This window comes from Komagataeibacter kakiaceti JCM 25156 (assembly GCF_000613305.1).
Window position 1 is genome coordinate 1 of record NZ_BAIO01000826.1, and the last position, 701, is coordinate 701.

Annotated in this window: 2 pseudogenes; one reads left to right on the plus strand and one right to left on the minus strand. The window is 66.5% G+C overall.

Annotated elements, in window-relative coordinates:
* A pseudogene (locus tag JCM25156_RS26460) lies at positions 1-175 on the minus strand (glycine--tRNA ligase subunit alpha); the annotation flags it as partial.
* Positions 176-382: 207 nt separating this feature from the next.
* Between JCM25156_RS26460 and JCM25156_RS26465 the strand changes: the two are divergent.
* Positions 383-701 (plus strand): annotated as a pseudogene (locus JCM25156_RS26465) (DUF2076 domain-containing protein); the annotation flags it as partial.

Genomic DNA, 701 nt, shown 5'->3' on the forward strand with positions numbered 1-701 from the left:
CCCAGCGCGCGCAGCGTCGTGTGGGGGGACAGCGTGCCGGCGCCCACCTCCGTATCATAGGGCTGGAGGATGGCGCAGCCCTGTTCAGACCAGAACTGGTGCAGCTTCAGGATCAGCCCTGGAACGACAGCGGGCGGGGAGACGTGGGTGATCGGGGCACGGGGGCCGGGTCCATGAACGAGATGCTCCGGTAAACGGGGACAGGTATGCACCATCTGGCGCAAAAACGCGGGGCAGCATACCGTCATGCCGCCCGTACCGGAAGGTCGCGCGTGCCCCCGGCCCAGACGCGCCGCGCATGGCGGCCCCGGTCTTGCACATTGCATCGGTACGGACCACATCTGCGGAATACGGTTTCCCAGCCCAAGGCAGGACAGACAGGATGAATGACCAGGAACGTGATCTGATCACACAGTTTTTCGCCCGTGTAGGCGGCGCCACGACAGGTAGCGTGCCGCAGACGGCATCAGCCCTCCCCCCGATCGACCCGCAGGCCGATCAGTATATCGGCAGATGTTCCAGAAATATCCTGAAGCGCCCTATCGCGTGACCCAGATGGCCGTGGTGCAGGAAGCGGCGCTGGCCGAGGCGCAGAACCGGATTCGCCAGCTCCAGTGGCAGCTCCAGCAGGCGCAGCAGCAGCTCCAGCAGCGGCAGGCCGCGCCCCCGCCGTCGGGTGGTGGCGGGTTCCTCAGCGGCAT